The sequence below is a fragment of the Haloglomus irregulare genome, from assembly GCF_007421925.1.
Classification (GTDB): domain Archaea; phylum Halobacteriota; class Halobacteria; order Halobacteriales; family Haloarculaceae; genus Haloglomus; species Haloglomus irregulare.
In genome coordinates this window covers 209,488-231,428 of record NZ_QMDX01000002.1, presented here as the reverse complement: position 1 = coordinate 231,428, position 21,941 = coordinate 209,488, and the positions used below count along the sequence as shown (strand labels likewise).

Here is a 21,941-nt window from a genome sequence, read left to right as displayed (position 1 = left end):
CGACAGACGGGCCGGATGCGGCGGCCGCAGCCCCACTCAGTGCGACGGTGGCTCAGAAGACGGAGACGACCATCAGCACCGAGAGGAACACGGCACGCAGCTTCTCTCTTGTGCTTGTCATGGTTAGCTTATGGATCGCAATCGGCAACAACAGGTTCCGCCAGCGCCCGGGGCACGCCTGCGTCGCACGCTACGTGCACAGACCCGAGCGGGGTACTCCGTGCTGTCACCATGGTTAGGGGTACGATGTCGACAACCAGCGGGTATAATAAATGCTTTCTGGTCGGGCAGGGGGTGAGACACCGTTTCACATGGCCCAGAACCGCCGGATTCGGCAGAATCGTCCGGAATCCGCGTGGCGCCGGGGGACGACTATCACCTGCGTCCGACGGATGGCAGCCGCCCGATCGACGGGCGCGCGAGTTCCGATCACGGCGCCCCGACGGCTGGTCACGGCGCCCCGACGGCCGGCACGTCCCCGGCGAGGTCGGCGACGAACCGGGCCACGTGGCCGCCGGCCGAGCGCTCGTAGCCGGCCTCGCGGGCCAGCCGGTCCAGCTCCCGGGCGGTGCGACTGCCGTACTGGGCGGCTCGCTTCCCGCGGAAGGCGACGCGGTCGGGCAGCCACGCCCGGGCGGCCCGCCGGAGCGCGACCTTCCGCTCGCCACGGCCGTTCACCAGCAGTCGCCCGGGGAGTCCCAGCGCGACCCGGACGACCCGGTCGTGCAACAGCGGTGCGGCCGGCTCGACGCCGGCGGCTCGCAGCGCGAGCACGTCCCGCTCCAGCTGGTCCGGGAGCCCGCCGACCAGCTCCCGGGCCGCCCCGCGGACGCTGTCGGCCTCGACACGGGGGTCGTCGGGCGCCCGTGCCACCTTGTCGTAGCCGCCGAACAGCTCGTCGGCCCCCTGGCCCACGGCCAGCCGAGTACAGCCGTCCCCGCGTGCGCGACCCGCGACGGCGACCAGCGGTATCGCGATGGCGATGTCCATCGGGTTCGTCCGGCCGGTCGCTCGGGCGATGGTCGCCGCGTGCTCGCGAACGGCCGCCCCGTCGAGCGTCACGACCTGCAGGTCGTCGACCCGCCCGAGCAGCCGGGCCGTCTCGCGGGCCGCCCGCACGTCGGGGCTGTCGGGGAAGCCGGCGACGTACAGCGGGGCATCCGGGCAGCGTGCCGCCACGAGCGCCGAATCCACGCCGCCGGAGAACGCCACGGCGAGCCCCGCGCCCGGAACGGCACCGGCGCTTCGCTCGATGGCCTCCCGGAGCGCCGCCACCGCCGTCGCGCCGTCGGCGTACGGCTCCGGGTTCGGAAGCGTCCAGACCCGCTCGTCGCCGTCGGCCGAGCGGACGTGGCCCGCCGGCAGTCCCACGGGCTCGTCCAGCTCCGTCGGGTCGGAGCCGGCGTTCGTGGGGTCACCGCGCTCGGTGAACACCGGATACCGGCCGAGGGCGTCCCGGACCACGCGCCCGTCGGGCAGCGTCCCGGCGAACCCGCCGGTGCCGGGGAGTGGGTCACGGTCGCGGAGCGCCCCCTCGACGGTGTCGGGGTCGGTCCCCTGCAACGCGTGCGGGGTCATCAGAACGGGGCCAGGACGGCCTGCTTGGCCCGGCGGAGGACGCCGCCGCCGAACTGGCGGACGCTCACGCGCCAGGGCGTCCGCTTCCCGACCACGGTGGTCCGGCCCTCGCGGACGGCCTCAAGGATGCTCGATACGTCCTCGTGGGTCGTGTCCACCTCGGTGACCGCCTGCCCGACCATCTCGCTGATGTGGGCGTCGCTGCCGGCAGTCATCGGGAGCCCCGTCTCGCGGGCGAACCGCTCGGCCCGGCGGTTCGAGCGACCGGTCAGGAGCCGGGAGTTGTACACCTCGACAGCGTCCGCGCTCGCGAGCTGGTCGCGGGTGATGTGGGCGGCCACGCCGTGGCGGGACTTCTGGAACGGATGCGGGACGACGGCGATACCCCCCTGGTCGTGGATGCGCGCCAGCGTCTCGTCGTAGGAGAGTCCCGGCGGGACGGCCTCCTCGATGCCGAGGCCGAGGACGTGGCCCGCCTCCGAGGTGATCTCGATGCCGGGGATGCCGACGAGGCCGTACTCCGGGGCGATGTCCGCGGCCCGGAGCGAGGCGTCGATCTCGTCGTGGTCGGTCACGGCGAGCGCGTCGAGCCCCACGGCCTCGGCCTGCGCCAGCAGGAGCTCGACGGGGTCGTGTCCGTCGTAGGAGAGCGACGAGTGCGAGTGGAACTCGACGGACAGCACGGCTCGCTGTTCGGACGACCGAGGCAAAAACGCGCCGGTGTCGGCGGGGGTGACGACACCGCTCGGCCGTTCACCCGGACGAACCGCCGCCGTCCGCCGTCCGCCGACGTTCCGGTCGGGGTCGCCACCACCGGTCCGGTCGCGGTGCCGTTCGTGACGTCCAGTGCTGACCCGTACCACGCCGGCCTGTCGACCCGGACGCCACCCAGCTCGTAGCGGGTCCGTTGTCCGACCCGAACCGGCTCGTCGGCGATCATCGCGGTGTAGCGTCGTATCCGCGGACTCGTCCGCGGCGGTCGACGGACAGCGCCAGGCTCGCGTTCCGCGGCTCGTCCCTCGGGCCGACCACACTGAGCGCCGACGGGCGGACGAGCGCCTCGTCGATGAGCCGGTAGCCGGCGGTCGGCCCTGCGACGGCTGTGGTTGCCGTCCCGCCCCGGCGCGGGGTTCCGGTGGTAGCCCCATCGTGGGCGCGGGCGCACTCACGGTCAACGGGTGGAGGTGGGCGCACGTGCCGGAGCCACGGCCGTCCCGTTCGGTCCGACCGACCCGTTTCCGCCCTCGCCCGCGAGCGCCGGGCGGACCCCGAAGGCGGAGAGGAGCGCCAGCAGCGAGCCCCGGGTCGGGGGCGGCCCGTGGTAGCCACGCTGCGCGAGATACCGGTCCGGCGCGATGCGGGCGTACCCGGTGGTCGAGCCGTTGCGCGGGTGAACGCCGAGCGGAACCGCTCGCCGTCCGTCCGGAGTTCGAAGCGCCCCGGCGGCAACTGCACCTGCGCGGCGGCCGGCTCTGAGGGGATGGAAAGCGCTTTCCACCGGCCCGACCGAGCGCGGGTATGCCCCTCGCACCCTCGGACCGCGAACTCGTCGTCGACGAGTTGGGTCGGGACCCGACGGCCGCCGAGGAAGCGCTCTTCGAGAACCTCTGGAGCGAGCACTGTGCCTACCGCTCCTCGCGCCCCCTGCTCTCGGCCTTCGCCTCCGAGGGCCCGGGGGTTGTCGTCGGCCCCGGGGACGACGCTGCCGTCGTCGCGCTCCCCGTCCCCGGCACCGAGACCGACGACCAGACCCGCTACTCGGACACCTACATCACGATGGGCGTCGAGTCGCACAACCATCCCTCCTACGTCGACCCGTTCGACGGCGCGGCGACCGGCGTCGGCGGCATCGTCCGGGACACGATGTCGATGGGCGCCTACCCCATCGCGCTCGCGGATTCGCTCTACTTCGGCGACTTCGACCGCGAGCACTCGCGCTACCTGTTCGAGGGCGTCGTCGAGGGCATCTCCCACTACGGCAACTGCATCGGCGTCCCCACCGTCTCGGGTAGCGTCGCCTTCCACGACTCGTACGAGGGGAACCCGCTCGTCAACGTCGCCTGCGTCGGCCTGCTGGGCGAGGACCGGCTCGTCACCGCCGCGGTACAGGAGCCCGGCAACAAGCTCGTCCTCGTCGGGAACGGCACCGGACGGGACGGGCTGGGCGGGGCCTCGTTCGCCTCCGAGGACCTCGCCGAGGACGCCGAGACCGAGGACCGGCCCGCCGTCCAGGTCGGCGACCCGTACACCGAGAAGCTGCTCATCGAGGCCAACGAGGAGCTCGTCGGGGACGACCTCGTTCGCGCGGCGCGTGACCTCGGCGCCGCCGGGCTGGGCGGCGCCTCCTCCGAGATGATCGCCAAGGGCGACCTCGGCGCGGAGATCGAACTCGACCGGGTCCACCAGCGCGAGCCGAAGATGAACGCCCTGGAGATCCTCCTCGCCGAGTCCCAGGAGCGGATGTGCTACGAGGTCCGGCCCGAGGACGTCGACGCGGTCCGGGAGATCGCCGGGAAGTACGACCTCGGCTGCTCGGTCATCGGCGAGGTGACCGAGGACCGCTACGTCTGCACGTTCGAGGGGTCCGAGTCGCGAGGCCGCGAGACGGTGGTCGACGCGCCCGCCGGGTTCCTCGCCGATGGCGCGCCGATGAACGACCTCGACCACGTCGAGCCCGAGCAGCCGGCGACCGACCTGCCCGACCCCGCGCCCGACCTGCGCGCGGCGTTCGAGACGGTCGTCGGCTCGCCGAACACCGCCTCGAAACGCTGGGTCTACCGGCAGTACGACCACGAGGTCGGCACCCGGACCGCCCTGCGACCCGGCGACGACGCCGCGCTCGTGGCCGTCCGCGAATCGGCACCGGTCGACGCCGCGCCCGGAACGGGGCTGGCGTTCTCGGCCGGCGCCGACCCCAACTGGACCGACGTCGCCCCGTACGACGGCGCGCGGGCCGTCGCCCTGGAGAACGCCACCAACATCGCCGCCAAGGGCGCCCACCCGCTCGCGGCCGTCGACTGCCTCAACGGCGGCAACCCCGAGAAGCCCGACGTCTACGGCGGCTTCCGGGGCATCGTCGACGGCCTCGCCGACGAGTGTGCCGACCTCGACGTCCCCGTCGTCGGCGGCAACGTCTCGCTCTACAACGACTCCGAGGCCGGGCCGGTCGCGCCGACGCCCACGCTGGCGATGGTCGGCACGAAGGCCGGCTACGACGCTCCCCCGGCCGCCTTCGCGGGCGAGGGGGCCGTCCTCGTCGTCGGCGACCGCGCCCTCGAGGGCGAGGCCGTCCCTCTGGGCGGCTCGGAGTACCTCGCCCGGCATGGGGGCACCGACGCGTTCCCCGAACCGCCCCGAAACAACACCGCGTTCCTCCGGGCGCTGGCCGACGTCGCCGACCACGACGCCACCCGCGCGGTCCACGACGTGAGCCACGGCGGCCTCGCGGTCGCGCTGGCCGAGATGGTCACCGGGGACGCCGGCGCCGACGTCTCCCTCGGCGGCGACGCCCACCGACTCCTGTTCAACGAACGCGTCGGCCGTGCCGTCATCGAGACGACCGCGCCCGAGGCGGTGGCCGCGGCCGTCGACGGCGTCGCGCCCGTCCACGAGGTCGGGACGAGCACGCCGGACGGAACGCTCGACCTCACCGCCGGCGACGAGTCGCTGTCCGTGGACGTCGCGGATATCCGAGAACTACGGTCGGTTATCGAGCGACAGATGGAATAGTTCCGCTTCCAGTCACTCTTTCGGTTTGTACCGTCGATTCCCGTCTTCTGCGACGGGGGGCGCCCCCGGGATGGTCGAACCCGCTCCTGTCATCGCCGCCGTGGGGGAGTAGTATCGGTGCGAGCGCGTCGGCGCGGGCGGACCCGTCACGGCCACCTCGGGGTGGAGCGGACGAGGATTGAAACCGCAAGCGCACGGAGTACCGGACCGAACCCGGCCACGATGAAGACCCCCTCCGGAACGAGCGTCGGCGTGGACGACCCGTACGAGCACGTCGAGCGGTGCGACCACCTGACCGACGACGGGCGGTGTCGGTACGCCGCCGAGCACGCACGGCACGACCGCGAGTTCGCCCGGGAGCGCCGGGCCGACGACCTGCGCTGTCCGGCGGCGGACCCCGAGGGCGAGTGGGAGTGGGCCGAGTGCCCGCATTTCCGGGCGTGTCAGCGCTCACGCGAGTGCGTCCGCTGCGGGCTGGAGGAGGTCAGACTGGCTCACGCCGAGGCACGGGACACGCGACCGCTGCTTGAGGAGCACCATCTCTCGTATCGCGATACCCCCGAGGCCGATATGGAACACGAGATAACGGTCTCTCTCTGTCGCTGGTGTCACGCGAAGGTCCACGAGTCGTGGGCACGGGTCGACGACGACGCCACACCGGGCCCCGAGGCCATCGCGGCTCGCGAGGAGCGCCGCGCCCGCGAGCAGGCCGAGACCGGCTTCGAGACCGCCGCCGAGCGGTTCGAGCCCGGTGATAGCGACGACGGGGACTGAACGGGGCCCCGCCCCATTTTTGACCCCCGGGGACGCAGGCCGTGGTATGCACGATGCCCGCCATCTCGGGCATGTCCATCTGCGGGTCCGGGACCTGGAGCGGGCGGTCGGGTTCTACCGGACGGTGCTTGGGTTGCGGGTCGAGGAGCGCCACGCCGGCTACGCCTTCCTCACGTTCGGCGGACACCACCACGACCTCGCCCTGCAGGGTTCCGGGGAGGGGGTGACCGCCCCCGGCGACGGGGTCGGCCTCTACCACTCGGCGTGGGAGATGCCCGACGCGAGGGGGCTGCGGGAGACGTACGAGCGGCTCCGCGAGCTGGACGTGGCCGTCGACCCGGTCGACCACGGCATCTCGAAGGCGCTCTACTTCGACGACCCCGACGACAACGGCGTCGAGGTGTATCTCGACGTGCGCGACGCGCGGGACGTCGAGGAGTGGCGTGGCCGGAACGAGTGGTTCGACCCGACCGCGCTCTGAGCGGGGTCGGGCGTCCGGAGGCGTCGGCTCGGGTCCGTCGTTTCACGAGGCTTATACCGGTTCACGAGAGAAGGAACGGTAATGACTCGTATCGTCGTGGTGGACAACCACGGACAGTTCACCCATCTCGAGCAGCGGGCGCTGCGTGACATCGGCGTCGACGCGGCCATCGTCGACAACGGGACCCCACCCGAGGAGGTGGAGGCCGACGGCGTCGTCCTCTCCGGCGGCCCCGACATGGACCGCGTCGGGCGCGCCCCCGACTACCTCGAGGCCGACGTGCCGGTGTTCGGCATCTGCCTGGGGATGCAGCTCATCGCCGCCGAGCTGGGCGGGGAGGTCGGCAGCGGCGACTACGGCGGCTACGCCGACGTGACCGTCGAGATCGAGGACGACGACGACCCGCTGGTCGGCTCGCTGGCCCCGGAGACCCGGGTGTGGGCCAGCCACGCCGACGAGGTCAAGCACGTCCCCGAGGGGTTCACCCGGACCGCGACCAGCGACGTCTGCGGCGTCGAGGCGATGAGCGACGCGGACCGGGACTGCTACGGGGTCCAGTGGCACCCGGAGGTGGCCCACACCGAACGCGGCGAGGAGGTGTTCGAGAACTTCGTCGACGTCTGCGAGGACCGCTGAACGGGCGTCCGCCGCCCGTCCGACTCCGGGTGGATGATTTATCCCGCCGCGGCTGAATCCCCCTGGCACCGAACCGACACGGACGAACGGATGACCACGACCGACAGATGAGCAACACACAGGGCGACCTCGCCTCGCTGTCACGGTTCATCTTCCGGGCCCCGAGCTGGTACTCCAGCATCGCGTTCGCCCTCCTCATCGCGGCGTTCGCGGGGATCGCCGCCTTCGACTCGCGGTTCGTCCTGGAGGACGCCTGGGAGGGGGTGTTCTACATCGGCGTCCCGACGGTGGTGGCGTCGCTGCTGACGCCGCCGGTCGACCGGCTGTTCGGCGGGCAGCTCACCCCGAACCGGGCGTCGCTGCTGGCGCTCACCTGCGAACTCGTCGTCGTCGTCGTCCTCACGACGGCCGGCGCGCTGGCGGTCCTGACGCCGCTCTCGCAGACGTTCGTCTTCGACGCCCTCATCGCGGCGCTGGCGAGTATCTTCGCGCTCCGGCTGCTGGTCGTCATGGCCGTCTCCCACGACTCGCTGGTGACGGCCATCGTTCCGGCCAGCATCCAGACCGTCGCCGCCGCCGTCCTCCTGTTCGTCTACAGCGGCACCCTGCGACTGTTCGAGGTCGGCGGCACGCTGACCGACGTCTACCTCAGCCGTGCGAACCAGGCACCGGCCGAAATCACCGTCGTCGGGCCCGAGACGTTCGTCCTGCTGGCCGTCACCTGTGTGCTCTACGTGGGGTCGGTCTACCTGTTCCTCGTCGTCATCGACCGGCCGTGGCGCAGCTCGCTGGGCGTCTCCGTCCTCGACTTCCTCCGGGGTTTCGTCGGCCATATCGCCGAGGGGACCGACGAGCTGGAGGAGTTCTTCGAGCAGCTCGGCGAGGAGGCCGTCGTCCCCGTCACGGTGCTGGCCTTCCGCGAGCCCGGCGGCATCGAGAAGGCCCGCTTCGTCCTGCCGATGATCCATCCCGGGCCGATGGGCGAGATCGGCGGCGGTAACCTCCCCGAACGGGTCGCCAAGGACGCCGACGGGCTGGCCTTCCCGCCCCACGCCACCGCCGGCCACGACTTCAATCTCGTCACCGCCCGTGAGGTCGAGACCATCATCGACGCGGCCGACCGCGCGCTCGACCGCCTGGAGTACACGAGCGACGCCACCCGGTCGTACCGCGCCAGCCACGGCGAGGCCACGCTCATCGGCCAGGCCTTCGGCGAGGACGCGTTCATGGCCGCCACCTACGCCCCCGCGTTCGCCGACGACGTGGAGTACGCGGTCGGGCTCTCGACACGGGCCGAGGCCCGCTCGGGCGGGCTGGAGGACGTGCTGCTCGCCGACGCCCACAACTGCAACAACGGGCTGGACGGCGGTGACCTCGGTCACGTCACCCCCGGCTCGAAGCGCTCGTTCGACATGATCCAGGCGGCCGGCGACCTCGGGACGGCCCTCGCGGACGCCGAGCGTCACCCCCTCCGACTCGGCGTCGCCTGGGACCGCACGGACTGGACCGCCACCGACGGCATCGGCCCGCTCGGCATCCGTGTCGCCGTCACGGAGGTCGACGGCCAGCGGACCGCGTACGTCCTCGTCGACGGGAACAACATGGAGCCCGGTCTCCGGGACCGGCTGGTGAGCCACCTCACCTCGGCCCTCCCGGTCGACGACGCGGAGGCCCTCACCACCGACACCCACATCGTCAACACCGTGGAGGCGGTCAACCAGGTCGGGACCGCCATCGACGCCGAGTCGCTCTGCGACGCCGTCGAGGCCGTCACCCGCGAGGCGCTCGACGACGTCGAACCGGTGGAGGCGGGGATGGCGACCGAGCGCGCCGAGGTGACCGTCTTCGGCAACGACCGCACGGAGACGCTGGCCAGCCACGCCAACGCCATGATGTCGATGGGTGGCGCGCTCGCGGCGGTGTTCATCCTGGCCGTGACCGCCATCAGCGGCCTCATCTTCTTCCTGGCCTGAGCGGAGCGGGTCGCCGGGCGGGAGACGCCTACAACCGCTGCTGTATCTCCTCGCGCAGCACGTCGCTCACGACCTCGCCGTCGGCCTTCCCGCGGAGGGCGCCCATGCACTCGCCCATGAGCGCGGAGAAGGCGCCCATCCCCTCGGCGTCGACCTGGTCGGCGTTACGCTCGACGACCTCGGCGACGGCCTCGCGGACCTCGGCCTCATCGACGCCGGAGAGGCCGGCCTCATCGACGGCGGCCTCGGCCGAGAGGTCGGGCTGCTCGGCCAGCACGGTCAGCACCTCGCCGATACCCTCCTTGGCGAGGTCGTCGGCCTCGACGAGGTCGAGCGTGTCGAGCAGGTGCTCGTCGGTCAGGTTCTCGACGGGGGCGTCGCGCCGGCGAATCTCGGTCACGGTCGACTCCAGCGTCGTGGCGGCCGTCGTCGGGTCGATGCCGCGCCCGACCGCCGTCTCGAAGGCGGGCATCCGCCGACCGTACGCCACCTGCTCGGCGAGCCCGGCATCGAGGCCGTACTCGGACTGGTAGCGTTCGACCTTCTCGGTCAGCAGCTCGGGCGTCTCGACGCCGGCCGGGTCCGGCTCGACGGGCGGGACGTCCGTCTCGGGGTACATCCGCGCGGCACCCGGCAGCGGCCGCAGGTAGCGGGAGGTGCCGTCCTCGTTCGCGTCGCGGGTCTCCTCGGGGACCCCCTCGAGCGCCGTCCCGGCGCGCTCGGCAACGGCCTCGATGGCCGCCTCGGCCACCTCGCGGTCGGCCGCGACGATGGCGACCGCGTCCGACCCGCCGGCGTCGACGGCGTCGCGTAGGGCGTCGACCTCCGCGGCGGTGACGCCGTAGGCCGGCAGTTCGTCGGTGTGGAAGATGCCGCCGGCACCGTGGCGCTTGGCGTGGTCGCTCAGCTCGGTCCCGAGCCGGCGGTCGGGCTGTATCTCGGCGCCCACGACCCCGTCGAACCCGTACAGCGGCACGGCCATCACCGTCGAGGCCCCCGCGATGACCCCGGAGTCGGTGTCCGCGAAGGTCCCGGTCACGTCCTGCGGGTCGCCCACTGCGGCGTCGCGCTCGCGGAGCTCGTCGCGCAGTTCGAGCAGCCGGACCTGCCGGTGGACCTCCAGCCGGACGATGTCGTCGATGTCGTCGAGCGACTGGACCCCTTTCAGCTCGATGCGGGCCCCCTCCGCGACCGAGACGTTCACGTCCTGCCGGATGGTCCCAAGGCCGCGCTTGACCTTCCCCGTCGAGCGCAGCAGCATTCCGATGCGCTCGGCGGCTTCGCGGGCCTGCGCGGGCGACCGGATGTCGGGTGCGGTGCCGATCTCGACCAGCGGGATGCCCAGCCGGTCCAGTCCGTAACGGACGCCGGCCTCCGTCTCGGAGACCCGCTGTGCGGACTCCTCCTCGAGCAGCATGTCCGTGACCCCGACGGGGCCCTCGCTGGTCTCGATGGCGCCGTCGGTGGCCACCAGCGAGGAGCGCTGGAACCCGGAGGTGTTGGAGCCGTCGACGACGATCTTCCGCATCACCTGCACGCTATCGACGACCTCCATGTCCAGCAGGGCGGCGATCTCCAGCGTCGTCTCCAGCGCCTCCTCGTCGAGCCGGTGGGGGGGTTCGTCGTCCTCCTCGACGAGGCAGGTGGTGTCGAACGCGAGATACTCGAACTCGCGGTCGACCCGTGACTCCTCCAGCGCGGCCTCGTCGATCTCCCCCAGCTCCGAGCGCGTCGGGTGGAGATAGCGGGCGAACCGGCGGTCGGAGGTGTCGGGCTCCCGGCGGGCCGTCGGGCAGTCGCAGAAGAGCTTCGTCGCGGTGTCGAGTTGCTGGTGGATCTCCAGCCCCGCGACGAGCCCGAGGTCGGCGTAGTCGTAGTCGCGGTCGTGGTCCATGCCGCTCGGTGCGTCGGGCGGGACCAAAAACGGCCCGATGGCAGGGGAGCGTCGGCGGCCCCGACACCGTTGCCAGCGGTTCGCACGTGCCACTCGCGGGATGTCCCCGGCCGGAGCCAGGGACATGGGGGCCGCCGGCGGGCTCGATTGCGGGTCGGGCCTGGTTCTGACCGATCGTTTGGACGGATTTGTCTCAATCTTATTTGTCGGATACTGTCCGTTGTTCGACGATGACCGACGGCTCTCGAAACGGGCGGCGAACAGGTGGGGCACTTCTCTCCGTGGCACTGGCGTCGGTTATTCTCGCCGGCGTGTTGGCATCGAGTACAGCGTTGACACCGACGGCCGCCGCTAGCGAGGGTGGGAACGTCGAGGCCGTCGAAAACTGCCAGGAACTGGCGAGCGCCGGCACCCACTACCGGGTCGCTACCGATCTCGCCGAGGACGACGGCCCCTGTCTGCGGATCACGGCCAGCAACGTCACGGTAGAGGGCGACGGTCACGACGTCTCCGGTGGCAACGGCTCCGGGGCGATCGCCGTCGTCGCGAACGGTTCGGCCGTCAGTGGCGTCCGAGTTCGTAACGTCACGGTGGCGGACAGCAGGGCCGGAGTCCGTATCGGGGCCACCGACAGCCCGGCGGTCGGCGTCACCGCGGAGTCGATCACGGCAGTGAACAACTCCCGAGCCGGCGTCATCTCGTTCGCCAGCGATCTGACCCTGAACGATAGCGTGCTGGAGGGGAACGCCGTCGGCGTGGAGGTGATCGAGGGGAACGTGACGATGGACGGCGTCGTCGTCAACGACAGCGACGGGACCGGGCTGAAGACCGCGATCGACGTGTCGGAGGTGCTCATCACGGACAGCCGGTTCCTCGATAACGGCGGACGCGGCCTGCTGCTGCGGAGTGTGGATCCCGGCGGGCTGGCGCTGGCGAACGTCACGGCGAGTCGGAACGGCATCGATGGCATCGAGGTCGAGCAGAGCGCCCCTGGCGCGACCCTCAGTGGGGTCGTCGCGGCGAACAACAGCCGGCACGGGGTAGTGGTGAGATCGGGGGGGACGAGCGTGACGGACTCCGAGCTATCCGATAACGCCGACGCCGGCGCACGACTCGCCGGGTCGAACACGACGGCGACCGGGCTCACCGCGACGGGGAACGCCGACGGCATCGACCTCTCGGGGGCGACCGGCGTCGCGGTGCGCGACACGGACGCGAACGGGAACGAACGCGGTATCGTCCTCTCGAACACCGCCGGCAGCACGGTCGAGGAGACCACCTTCTCGGACAACACCGGCGTCGGCCTCCTGGTCAACGAGTCGACGGACAACACGCTGACCGACCTCACCGCACGGAACGACGGGCGGACCGTCCGGCTGGTCGGCGACGGCCGCGTGAACGTCTCCCGACTGACGCTCTCGAACGGAACGGTGTCGTTCACCGCGAGCGAGGTCGAGTTCGACGAGGTCGGCTCCCCGGGACCGGCGCGGCCGGGCAGCCGGGCGTTCGGGCCGTATCTGAACGTCTCGACCACCGGGGACGACGGGGACTCGCTCCTGCCGGGCGAGGAGGGCGGCGAGTTCCTGGACCTGACGGTGCACTACAGGCCGAGCGACCTGGAGGAGCCGCCGCTGGACGATTCGACCGTGCGGATCGGCCGGTACGACGACGGCTGGTCGACAGTCGGGAACGGCTCCCGCGACACGGCGGAGAGGCGGGTCTCGGCCAACATCACCGCCCCGGGAGGGGTGTACGCGCCCGTCGCGGCCCTCCGGAACGCGGTGACGGAGTGCGGACGGACGCTGGACGGGGACGGCAGGACGTACCGCGTCGACACGGGCCTCTCCGGGAGCGGCTCGCGGTGCCTCCTGGTCGACGGGAGCGACATCACCGTGATCGGCTTCGGTCAGGACGGGGAGCAGCCGCGGTCCCTCGACGGCCAGGACGCCGGCTCGTCGGGCATCGTGGTCGCCGACGGGGCGGCGGGGACCACGCTCCGGAATCTCACCGTGCGTGATTTCGGTACCGGGTTCGAACTCCGCGGCGACGACACGACCATCCGCCGTGCGACCGCGTTCAGCAACGCCGACCGTGGGCTCCTCGTCACGGGGACCGGGACCGCCGTCCGGAACGTCTCCGCCGGCTCGAACGGCGGGGCCGACGGTGACGGCATCCTGCTCCGCGGCGCGACGGATACGAGCCTGGAGCAGGTACTCGTCCGGAACAGCGGCGGCTGGGGCCTCCGGGAGGCCGGGAGCATGAGCGGAACCACCGCCACGGAGCTGAACGTGTTCTACGACGAGGACGACGACGGGGTCGGTCGCAACGTGGTCGTCGCCTTCGACGCGTCGCGCCACATCGCGCTCGGTCCGGTCGCCGACCCGCCGGACCGTGGCAGGGGACTGGAGGGTATCGGCGACTACCTCGACATCGAGGGGCAGCAGGACGACGCCTATCTGGACCTCACGATAGCGTACGACGAAGGTGATGTGAGCGACGAGTCGGCCCTCTCGTTCTACCGGTACGACGACCGGACCGGCACGTACAGCGAGGTCACGGACCCGCGGGTCGACCCGGCCGCCGACACCCTCGGTGCCAACCTGACCTCGTTCAGCACGTTCGCGCCGCTCGTCGATACGTCGACGGATGGAGGCAGTGGCGGCGGTGACGATGGGGGCGGCGATAGCGGCGACGATGGTGGCGATGACGGGGACAGTGGGGGCGATGGGGGCGACAGGGATAGTGGAGACGATGGGGGCGATGGTGGCGATGATAGCGGTGACGGGGGTGATGATGAGGGCAACGATAGTGGAGACGAGGGCACCGACGACGGGGATAGTGGAGACGATGGTGACGAGGGCACCGACGACGGGGATGGTGGGGGCGGCAGTGATGACGGTGACGAGTCGGAACCCGGCGTCGGGGCGGGGACCGGTGATACTGACGACGGAGGGAGTGACAGCGGTAGCAGCAGCGGTGGCGGTGACGGCGGTGGCGGCGGCGGGGCCGCGGCCCAGGGCTCACCGACGTTCGTCACCACCGCGGCGAGCCTCGACCGGAGCTCGATGGCCGTCGGGGGAACGGTCCTGGTGAACGCGACGGTCTCGAACGAGGGCGACGGCGTCGGCACCTACGAGGTCGAGCTCTTCCGTGACGGCCGGTTCGTCCAGAGCCGGCTCGTCGAGCTGGTGCCGGGCGAGACCGAGGCGATCACCTTCGAGCGCTCGCCCGACGAGGCCGGCACGTACGGCTTCCGCGTCGAGAACGTCACCGCGGGGACGGTGAACGTGACGACGACGGATGGCGGCTCGATTTCGACCGCGACACCGGCGGCCACGCCCGACGGGACATCGGCGGACGGGGCCGGTGACGGTTCGGGCGAGGGAGGGTCCGACGACGGCAGTGCCGGTGGATCGAGTAGTGACCAGGGCGGGTCCGGTGCGGACGAGGGGAGTGGGGACAGCAACGAGGTGATCGCGCCGGGGACGGCGGGCGGTTCGGACACCGAACTCGCAGGGTTCGAACCGCTCGGCGTGATGGCCGGGGGCGTCGGCGCGCTGGCGGTGGGTGCCGGCGCTATCTACCTGCTCGTCCTGAGGCCGTAGTCCCGGCCACCGGGCGCTTCTTCCGACTGGTCCCTGTAGGCGGAGTCGTGACCAGAACGGGGACGGCGCTGGTCGGGGGGCTGCTCGTGCCGGCCGGCTGCAGTGCGGTCGACGACCCGGCCGGCCGCGAGCCGACGTCGACCCTGACGCCGGCACCCGTACCGGAGACGGCGGATGCGGCGACGACGTCGCGGCGGCCGGGCGCACTCCGGCAGCCGCTCGACACCTGAGGGTCTCGGACGCACACGCCGCCACGCTCGCAGGGCGGGACTACACCTGGGTGCTCCCGTGCAACCGGACTACCCATCGACCGGGGCCGCTGCGCTCGCGGGCGACGGTCCGGCCCGTGCGGGTCGCGAACCGGACGGCGTACCGCGTCGACCGGACGCGCCGGGGGACGAACTGGAGCGGCTACACCACGGCCGGCACCGAGCCGACCGAGTACGCGACCGGCGGGCGGGTCTTCGAGCGGCGACCGGCGGATGGGCCGGTCCGGGCGCGACCGCTCGCACAGCCCCGCGGCCGCGAGGGGCCAGTGGGTGACCGGGCGGAGGCGGTGGTGGCCCGGTATCCGGCGGCCGACCGGACGACGGTCGAGCCCGGCGCCGCGGAGGGAGCGGCGTACGTCATCCGCGGCAACGATGCGCCACCCGCGGTGACGACGGCCACGGAGGAGTCGGTCGCGGGCTACCGGGTCACGGCGTTCGTCGAATCGAGCGGCCGGGTCCGGGCCATGGCCGCCCGCTGGCGCGACGGCACGCGGGCCGTCGTGACGGTCCGGATGCGCTACCGTGCGGTCGGGGAGACGACGGTCACGCCGCCGTCGTGGTTCAGGGGCGACGACGTCCGGGCGGCGGCGGGGAACGGGACCGCGGGAGCGACGGTCGGGTCGGCTAGCCAGCGTGGGCCAGCGACGACTGACGCGCCGGCTGGTCAGTCGTCGCCGAGGATGCCACGCTCGGTCATCCGCATGGGGTCGAGCACCTCGTCGGCCTCGTCCTCGGTCAGGTAGCCCTCCTCGAGGACGACCTCGCGGACGGTCATGTCCTCGGCGAGGGCGCGCTTTGCGACCTTGCTTGCCTTGTCGTAGCCGATGGCCGGGTTGAGCGCCGTCGCGAGCGCCATCGACTGCTGGACGCGCTCGGCGCAGTACGCCTCGTCGGCCTCCAACTTCGCGACGAACTTCTCGGCGAACACGTCGGCCGTGTTCGCGAGCAGCCGTGCGGACTGGAGGAAGTTGTGCGCGATGACGGGCTTGTAGAGGTTGAGGTCGATCTGGCCCTCCGCGGCGCCTGCGGCGACGGCGGCGTCGTTGCCGACGACCTGCTTGTGGACCTGGTTGACCGACTCGGCGACGACGGGATTGATCTTCCCCGGCATGATGCTGCTGCCGGGCTGGTTCTCGGGCTGGTCGATCTCGTTGAGCCCGTTGCGCGGGCCGGAGGCGAGCAGCCGGAGGTCGTTGGCGATCTTGTTCAGGGAGCCGGCGACGGTGCGGAGTTGGCCATGGGCCTCGCCCATCGCGTCGTGAGCGGCCTGGGCCTCGAAATGGTTGTCCGCTTCGCGGAACTCCAGCCCGGTCTCCTCGCTGATGTACTCCGCGGCACGGGCCGGGAACTCGGGGTGGGTGTTCAGCCCCGTCCCCGTCGCGGTCCCGCCGAGCGCGAGTTCGCCGAGGTGGTCGCGCGTGCTCGCCGCCCGCGTGATACCCTTCCCGACCTGTGCGCGGTAGCCGGAGAACTCCTGGCCCAGCGTCACGGGCGTGGCGTCCTGGAGGTGGGTGCGGCCGGTCTTGACGACGTCCGCGAACGCCTCCTCCTTGGTCGCGAGCGCGTCGTGGAGCGTCTCCAGCGCCGGGATGAGGTCGCGCTCGACCGCCTCCAGCGCGGCGACGTGCATCGCGGTCGGAATGACGTCGTTGCTGGACTGGCCGTAGTTGACGTGGTCGTTGGGGTGGACCTCGCGGGTGCCGATCTCCCCGCCGACGAGCTCCGTGGCGCGGTTGGCGATGACCTCGTTGGCGTTCATGTTCGAGGAGGTGCCGCTCCCGGTCTGGAACACGTCGACCGGGAACTGGTCGTCGTGTTCGCCGGCGATGACCTCGTCGGCCGCCCGGACGATGGCCTCGCCCTTCCCCTCGGGGATGAGCTCGAGGTCGAGGTTCGCCCGGGCGGCGGCCTTCTTGACGATACCCAGCGCCCGGACGAACCGCCGCCCGAAGCCGATACCCGAGATGGGGAAGTTCTCCAGCGCGCGCTGGGTCTGGGCGCCCCAGTAGGCGTCCGCGGGCACCTGCATCTCGCCGAGGCTGTCGCGTTCCGTGCGGAACTCCTGGTTGTCGTCGCTCATGCGTCGGCCGTCGCAGTCGAACGGCTAAACCCCACCGGAGTCGCCATCCCCGCCGGGGCTGCCCCTCAGCGCTCCCCTCTGGCCGCGCGGCCCAGTTCCCGCTCGACGGCGTCGACCTTCTCGTGGGCCTCGAACGTTCGAGTCCGCTTGTCATCGATCTTCAGGACCGTGCTCACGCGGTCCCCGTCGACCGCCTCGTGGGCCGCCTGTGCGGCGTCGAACAGGGTCCCGATGTCCTCGGCCTCGATGACCGTCCCCATCGGGTTCGTCTCGTATGAGACGTCGAACTCGTCGAGGGCGGCGACCGCCCTAGCGACCTCGCCCGCCATGCTGTCCTCGATGACCGGTGCGACACTCAGCAGCGCAACGACCGTCATGCTCTCTCGTACGACACCCATGGCTAAGAGCATGGGCGTCGACGGCGCACTCATGAGCGAGGATCCCGCCGAAACCACTGACCTGAACGCCGACGCCGAGCCGGCGACCCGCCCGTCGGACCCCGTCGCCGCCGGTGACACTGCGGGCTACGGGACCGTCGAACTGGAGGCGAACGGCCTCACCTTCGAGTGTCTGGTCGAGCACCCGTCGGCGGACGCCGAGGACGAGGGCGACCTGGCGGTCTGCCTCCACGGGTTCCCGGACGACGCCGGCTCGATGGTGCCGGTGCTGGACGCGCTGAGCGAGGCCGGCTACACCGCGGTCGCGCCGTACATGCGGGGCTACGCGCCGACCGACCCCGCGCCGGACGGCGAGTACACGGTGCGGGCGCTCGGAACGGATGCGACGGCTCTGCTGGCGGCGACCGCCGACCGGTTCGACTGCGACGGCGACCGGGTGCTGGTCGGCCACGACTGGGGCGCGGTCGCGACGTACGCGGCGGCCGCGGCCAAGCCGGGGGCGATGGACCGGCTGGTGGCGATGGCCGTCCCGCCGCGGTTCAACGCGCTGTTGACGCGCTATCCGCGGCAGGCGTTGCGCTCGTGGTACATGTGGTTCTTCCAGGTGCCCGGCGCGCCCGAACGGGCACTCCGCTGGAGGGATTTCGAGTTCGTGGAGTTCCTCTGGGGGCTCTGGAGCCCGGGCTGGGACTACTCACGCAGCCGCATCGAGAGCGTGAAATCGACGTTCGCACGAGGGGACACCGTCGAACACGCCCTGGAGTACTACCGGCAGATCATGGGAAGTAGCCTGAAGGAGCTGGTCACGAGCGGCCCGCCATCGCCCGACGAGAGGCCGACCATCGAGGTCCCGGCGCTGCTGGTGACGGGGGCCCGCGACGGCAGCATCGGGACGGAGCTGTTCGACGAGGCCGACCGAGCGTTCGACGGGCCCTGCCGGGTGCTGCGGGTGAAGGAGGCGGGCCATTTCATGCACCAGGAGCGGCCCTCGCTGGTCGGTGACGAGGTCCGCCGGTTCCTGCGCGAGTAGGGTGGCATCGAGGCCCGGTGGGGCTTTGCCACGGTCGGCCGGGAGGTGGGCATGAGCAGCCGGGTCCGCCGGGCACGGACCGTCGTCCGGCCGGTCGTCTCGGTGGCGGCCGTCGCGCTCCTGCCCATCTGCTACGTCTTCCCGGACGGGGGCGTCACCGTCCGAGAGGTGGTACCGGGGGCGCTGGTCGCCGCGCTCGACTGGACGACGTTGAGCGGCGTCTTCCGCTACTACGTCGCCGCCTCCTCGACCGCTCGTACGGCGTCGTCGGTGTCATCGTCCTGCTCATCAGCTGGCTCTACTTCGGCGGGCTGATGCTGCTCGCCGGCGCGTCGGCCAACGCCGTGCTCGCGGGGCGGGGCGAGGACGTCGTGGACATCGCGTGGGGCGCCGCCCCCGGCAGGGCGGCCTCGCACAACGACGCCGACTTCGTCACTCCGCTCCGTGAACTGGAGACGGTCATCAGGGCGGCCGAGGCGACCGGGTACGGGGAGGTCACGGTCACCGTTGGCGACCGCGAGGTGACGCTCCCGCGGCCGGACGAGACCGCGGCCCACGCCACGACCGTCGAGCGGCCGCGGCTGCTCGGCGGCGACCGTGGGGACGGGCGGGTCGTCCTCCGGTGTGACTCCGGAGCGCGGTGGGGCAGCGAGGAGTGGGTCGGCTCCGTCGGCCGTCGACCGCTGCCGGGGCGCTCAGAGCCTGTCGGCGCCCGGCGGCGTCCGGCGGTCCCCGACGGACTCGTACGCGACGTAGAGGCCGAGCATCACGACGCCGACGCCGGCCAGCGCCAGCAGGACCCTGACGAGGTCACCGAGAACCGGGACCAGCGAGACGGCGAGCACCAGCAGGAGCCCGACGACCAGCGCGAGATACCGGTCGTCCCGCTCGGTGTACGAGAGCAGCACGGCCCCGAGCAGGTAGCGGCCGTAGATACTCCCCACCCAGAGGAGCACGGCGAGCCCGACCAGCCCGGCGACCGCCAGGGGGAGCCCGACCACCGTGAGCGCCGAGAGCACGGCGACGACCGGGACGCCGATGACCCCGACGAGCCCGGCGAGGGCAACGCGCTGTGGCTCCTCCACGACGGTGTCGGCGGCGTCCTCCGCAAACGACGGGAACGCGGTCAGCAACACGGCACCGGCGAACAGCTCCGCGATCAGGAGGTACAGCGAGAACAGCACGCTGCCGGCGCCGGTCAGCGACGGGAGCAGCGAGAGTTCGCTGACGTGGCGGGCTCCGAGCGAGACGCGCCCGCCCCGGTCCTCGTAGTCCCCGACGTAGGTCAGGAAGCCGTCGATGTTCGCCGATGGCTCGAGGGTGACGCTGCCGGCCACCGTCGTCGCGTCGTCCTGGACCGTCCCGGCGATAACGGCGCTCCCGGCGACCGCGCCGAACGAACCGCCGACACGGCCGGTTTCGGCGACCGTGACCCGTCCGGCATAGGCCACGGCGTTCCCGCCGGTCCTCCCTGCGATGACGGCCGACCCGCCGATGGCACGGACCCGGCCGGTCACCGTGCCGCCCTCCTCGACGACGACCCGTCCGGCGATGGCGGTCAGGTCCCCCTCGACCTGCCCGCGGACCACGACCCGCCCGGCGTACGAGGTGAACCCGTTGACCGTCTCCCCCTCCTCGACGACGACCGTGCCGCCGAGGCGCTGTCCCGACTGTGCCGAGGCGATGCCGGCGAACCCCTGGAGGACGATGGCGAACACCAGCACCGCGACGAGGACCCGTCTCATACCCGAACCGACACGGCCACTCACATATGTCTCCCCACATCGGTCGGCGGAGCGTTCCGCCCGTCGTCACCCCTCACCCCGACCCGGGGCCGTCGCCGTGGCCGTCGGGGTCGTCCCGGCAACCGTCGTGCCGTTCGCCCCGGCGCCGGTCGCGGCCCTGGCCTCGGGGAGCCACGACGGGGGTTCGACGGTCGTCCGGTCGAGGCGGTCGTACGCGACGGTCACGACGATGCGGACCTGCCGCCCGCCGCGCTCGACATCGTAACTCAGCCGGTAGTTCCGCACGAGCCCGGATTCGGTCACGGTGGCGACGAGGCTGATGTTCCGTAGCGGCGGGATGTCCTGCCGCGCGGGGGTCTCGACCCGGTAGTGGCGCCGGCCGTCGACCGTCCGGCGGTCGGTCACCGTCACGTCGACCAGGGTGAGCAGTCGGGCGAGCGAGGTCGCGCCCGTCGCGTTCCCCGGGAACACCTGCGCCGGGGTGTACGGGTCCCCGGTCGGCCCCGCGAGGACCTCGTACTCGGTTCCGTTCGCGTCGCGGGACGCGACGAGCACCCGGTTCCCGTCTGCGTAGCGGTCGATCTCGCTCCGCTCGACCTCCTCGGACCCCCGGGTGGTCTGGTTCAGTCGGTAGCGGAACCGGTCGCCCCCCGCGGCGTACATCAGGGTGGTCTCGTCGCGCTGGCGCAGGCTCCCGTTCACCCTGCGGGTGTCCGTCCGGACGCGGGTGAACGAGCGCCCGGCGAGGCGGTCGGCGTGGGCACGGGCCAGTCGACCGGCGTCGAACACACCGTCTGCCGCGAGGCCGGGAGCCAGACGGGCCGGCCGACCCCGGTCGACCGCCTCACCGTCGGGGACGGGCGCGGGCGTCACCGTCCCGGTCGGAGTGTCGCCGCCGGACCCGACGGTCCCCCCGCAGCCCGCGAGGACGAGCAGGACGGCGAGGGCGAGGGGCGCCGGGCGCATACCGGCCGTTAGGGCGAGCGGTACCTAACGGTTGACGTGCGGACGGGGAGGTCGGCGTCGAAGCGGGCGGGGCCGCCCTGGGCGAACAGCAGCGTCCCAGGGAGGACTGCCAGCCGGCGCCGACCCCGAGCGCGTCGGTGACACACCGGAGGTACTGGGGGCGAGGACGTCGATGAACGGCCCGGGGGAGACCGTTCGGAGTTCGGTGGAGGAGCCGGCGGAGCGGCTGCTCGACCGGTGGGTTCCGGGGAAATGCGCTGGCCGAGATTTGAACTCGGGTTGTGACCATGGCAAGGTCACGTGATACCACTACACTACCAGCGCGCCTACACTCCTGCCGAGGCCGCTGTCCCACAAAAGGATTCCGGAACCCACCGGTTGATGACCTGCCAGGGCGATAGCCGGGGTATGGGAACCGACGCCAGCGACCTCGCACGCGAGTACTACCGTCGCATCGACGGCGGCGCGTACGGGGCGCTCCGGGACCTGCTCGCCGACGGCTTCGTCCAGCACCGGCCCGATATGACCCTGGAGGGGGCCGACCGCTTCGTCGCGTTCATGCGCGACGAGCGCCCCGAGACCGACACCACCCACGTCGTCGAGCACGTCTACCATACCACGGGGACCGGGCCCGGCGCGTCGACCGGGACCGACCCGGACGCCGTCCGCGTCGCCGTGGAGGGGCGGCTCGAACGCGCGAACGGCGAGACCTGGTTCCGGTTCCTCGATGCGTTCCTCGTCCGTGACGGGCTGCTCCGGGAGCTCCGGACCTACACGTTCTGA

Annotated in this window: 19 protein-coding genes and 1 tRNA gene; 11 read left to right on the top strand and 9 right to left on the bottom strand. The window is 71.9% G+C overall.

Features of this window, described 5'->3' with window-relative positions; all coding sequences use genetic code 11:
• Nucleotides 1–52 precede the first annotated feature (52 nt).
• The 3 genes from DP107_RS21375 to DP107_RS04930 all read right to left on the bottom strand — a co-directional run bounded on the left by DP107_RS21375 (nucleotide 53) and on the right by DP107_RS04930 (nucleotide 2,261).
• A complete protein-coding gene (locus DP107_RS21375) occupies nucleotides 53–121 on the bottom strand; it encodes a surface glycoprotein (protein ID WP_144261263.1) in 69 nt (22 codons plus the stop codon).
• Between the two features lie 329 nt (nucleotides 122–450).
• Nucleotides 451–1,563: an asparagine synthase C-terminal domain-containing protein gene (locus DP107_RS04935; protein WP_185977194.1), complete on the bottom strand. Its 1,113-nt coding sequence runs from the start codon at nucleotides 1,561–1,563 to the stop codon at nucleotides 451–453.
• A gap of 14 nt (nucleotides 1,564–1,577) precedes the next feature.
• Nucleotides 1,578–2,261 carry a PHP domain-containing protein gene (locus DP107_RS04930; RefSeq protein ID WP_144261035.1) on the bottom strand — a complete coding sequence of 228 codons (684 nt, stop codon included), beginning with the start codon at nucleotides 2,259–2,261 and terminating at the stop codon, nucleotides 1,578–1,580.
• A gap of 835 nt (nucleotides 2,262–3,096) precedes the next feature.
• Here DP107_RS04930 and purL point away from each other — a divergent pair.
• The 5 genes from purL (at nucleotide 3,097) to DP107_RS04905 (ending at nucleotide 9,171) form a co-directional block, all read left to right on the top strand.
• A complete protein-coding gene (purL, locus tag DP107_RS04925) occupies nucleotides 3,097–5,307 on the top strand; it encodes a phosphoribosylformylglycinamidine synthase subunit PurL (RefSeq protein WP_144261034.1) in 2,211 nt (736 codons plus the stop codon).
• 222 nt (nucleotides 5,308–5,529) lie between these two features.
• Nucleotides 5,530–6,081, top strand: a complete 552-nt coding sequence (locus DP107_RS04920) for a DUF7097 family protein (protein WP_144261033.1) — start codon at nucleotides 5,530–5,532, stop codon at nucleotides 6,079–6,081.
• A 46-nt stretch (nucleotides 6,082–6,127) separates the two neighbouring features.
• Nucleotides 6,128–6,562 (top strand): VOC family protein, encoded by a 435-nt coding sequence (locus DP107_RS04915; RefSeq protein ID WP_144261032.1) that lies wholly within the window; start codon nucleotides 6,128–6,130, stop codon nucleotides 6,560–6,562.
• 81 nt (nucleotides 6,563–6,643) lie between these two features.
• On the top strand, nucleotides 6,644–7,198 hold the full coding sequence (locus DP107_RS04910; RefSeq protein ID WP_144261031.1) for a GMP synthase subunit A: 555 nt from the start codon (nucleotides 6,644–6,646) through the stop codon (nucleotides 7,196–7,198).
• 107 nt (nucleotides 7,199–7,305) lie between these two features.
• Nucleotides 7,306–9,171 carry a DUF2070 family protein gene (locus DP107_RS04905; RefSeq protein WP_144261030.1) on the top strand — a complete coding sequence of 622 codons (1,866 nt, stop codon included), beginning with the start codon at nucleotides 7,306–7,308 and terminating at the stop codon, nucleotides 9,169–9,171.
• A 28-nt stretch (nucleotides 9,172–9,199) separates the two neighbouring features.
• Here DP107_RS04905 and gatE read toward each other — a convergent pair whose 3' ends face one another.
• Nucleotides 9,200–11,065: a Glu-tRNA(Gln) amidotransferase subunit GatE gene (gene gatE / locus DP107_RS04900; protein ID WP_144261029.1), complete on the bottom strand. Its 1,866-nt coding sequence runs from the start codon at nucleotides 11,063–11,065 to the stop codon at nucleotides 9,200–9,202.
• 281 nt (nucleotides 11,066–11,346) lie between these two features.
• Here gatE and DP107_RS04895 point away from each other — a divergent pair, with 281 nt between their 5' ends.
• From DP107_RS04895 to DP107_RS04885, 3 genes are all read left to right on the top strand, one after another.
• Nucleotides 11,347–14,670: a right-handed parallel beta-helix repeat-containing protein gene (locus tag DP107_RS04895; RefSeq protein WP_185977176.1), complete on the top strand. Its 3,324-nt coding sequence runs from the start codon at nucleotides 11,347–11,349 to the stop codon at nucleotides 14,668–14,670.
• A 47-nt stretch (nucleotides 14,671–14,717) separates the two neighbouring features.
• Nucleotides 14,718–14,900: a hypothetical protein gene (locus DP107_RS04890; RefSeq protein WP_144261027.1), complete on the top strand. Its 183-nt coding sequence runs from the start codon at nucleotides 14,718–14,720 to the stop codon at nucleotides 14,898–14,900.
• A gap of 116 nt (nucleotides 14,901–15,016) precedes the next feature.
• A complete protein-coding gene (locus DP107_RS04885; RefSeq protein ID WP_144261026.1) occupies nucleotides 15,017–15,682 on the top strand; it encodes a hypothetical protein in 666 nt (221 codons plus the stop codon).
• Here the strand turns inward: DP107_RS04885 and DP107_RS04880 are convergent.
• Complete coding sequence (locus DP107_RS04880) at nucleotides 15,604–17,019, bottom strand: class II fumarate hydratase (RefSeq protein ID WP_144261025.1); 1,416 nt, start codon at nucleotides 17,017–17,019, stop codon at nucleotides 15,604–15,606. The genes DP107_RS04885 and DP107_RS04880 overlap by 79 nt on opposite strands.
• 65 nt (nucleotides 17,020–17,084) lie before the next feature.
• Nucleotides 17,085–17,396 (bottom strand): MTH1187 family thiamine-binding protein, encoded by a 312-nt coding sequence (locus DP107_RS04875; protein WP_144261024.1) that lies wholly within the window; start codon nucleotides 17,394–17,396, stop codon nucleotides 17,085–17,087.
• A gap of 52 nt (nucleotides 17,397–17,448) precedes the next feature.
• Between DP107_RS04875 and DP107_RS04870 the strand changes: the two genes are divergently transcribed.
• Both DP107_RS04870 and DP107_RS04865 read left to right on the top strand, forming a co-directional pair.
• Nucleotides 17,449–18,447, top strand: a complete 999-nt coding sequence (locus DP107_RS04870) for an alpha/beta fold hydrolase (RefSeq protein WP_185977175.1) — start codon at nucleotides 17,449–17,451, stop codon at nucleotides 18,445–18,447.
• 51 nt (nucleotides 18,448–18,498) lie between these two features.
• Nucleotides 18,499–18,762 (top strand): hypothetical protein, encoded by a 264-nt coding sequence (locus DP107_RS04865; RefSeq protein WP_144261022.1) that lies wholly within the window; start codon nucleotides 18,499–18,501, stop codon nucleotides 18,760–18,762.
• 380 nt (nucleotides 18,763–19,142) lie between these two features.
• On the opposite strand, the gene DP107_RS04860 is transcribed toward DP107_RS04865, so the two are convergent.
• From DP107_RS04860 to DP107_RS04850, 3 genes are all read right to left on the bottom strand, one after another.
• Nucleotides 19,143–20,192, bottom strand: a complete 1,050-nt coding sequence (locus DP107_RS04860) for a bactofilin family protein (RefSeq protein ID WP_144261021.1) — start codon at nucleotides 20,190–20,192, stop codon at nucleotides 19,143–19,145.
• Nucleotides 20,193–20,258: 66 nt separating this feature from the next.
• A complete protein-coding gene (locus tag DP107_RS04855; RefSeq protein ID WP_144261020.1) occupies nucleotides 20,259–21,158 on the bottom strand; it encodes a DUF7537 family lipoprotein in 900 nt (299 codons plus the stop codon).
• Nucleotides 21,159–21,411: 253 nt separating this feature from the next.
• Nucleotides 21,412–21,482: transfer RNA gene (locus DP107_RS04850), tRNA-Gly, on the bottom strand.
• An 84-nt stretch (nucleotides 21,483–21,566) separates the two neighbouring features.
• Between DP107_RS04850 and DP107_RS04845 the strand changes: the two genes are divergently transcribed.
• Nucleotides 21,567–21,941: a nuclear transport factor 2 family protein gene (locus DP107_RS04845; RefSeq protein WP_144261019.1), complete on the top strand. Its 375-nt coding sequence runs from the start codon at nucleotides 21,567–21,569 to the stop codon at nucleotides 21,939–21,941.